General features: G+C 62.9%; 1 protein-coding gene. It reads left to right on the forward strand.

Going from position 1 to position 251, the window contains the following annotated elements; all coding sequences use genetic code 11:
• Positions 1 to 251: DUF2169 domain-containing protein (locus EOD29_RS33660; RefSeq protein WP_127248876.1), on the forward strand; the 251-nt coding region annotated here is incomplete at both ends.

Here is a 251-nt window from a genome sequence, read left to right on the forward strand (position 1 = left end):
GCCTGGTTACTCAGCGACGCTGTGGGAGACCGACTTTGCTTTCCGCAAGCCGCGCTGCGACGTGATTGCCAATGGCTGCGCCTATGCACCGGGTGGACGCCCGGCGGAACGGGTGCCAGTCGGCATCAAGGTCGGCAACTGGACAAAGCTTTTCGAAGTGGTCGGCCACCGGGAGTGGCGGGCCATAGGTCCGGTCTTCACCGCAACCGCACCGCAGCCCTTCCTGAAACTACCGATCTCCTACGATTTCG

Origin of the sequence: Mesorhizobium sp. M1A.T.Ca.IN.004.03.1.1, from assembly GCF_003997555.1 — a bacterium.
In the GTDB taxonomy this organism is placed as follows: domain Bacteria; phylum Pseudomonadota; class Alphaproteobacteria; order Rhizobiales; family Rhizobiaceae; genus Mesorhizobium.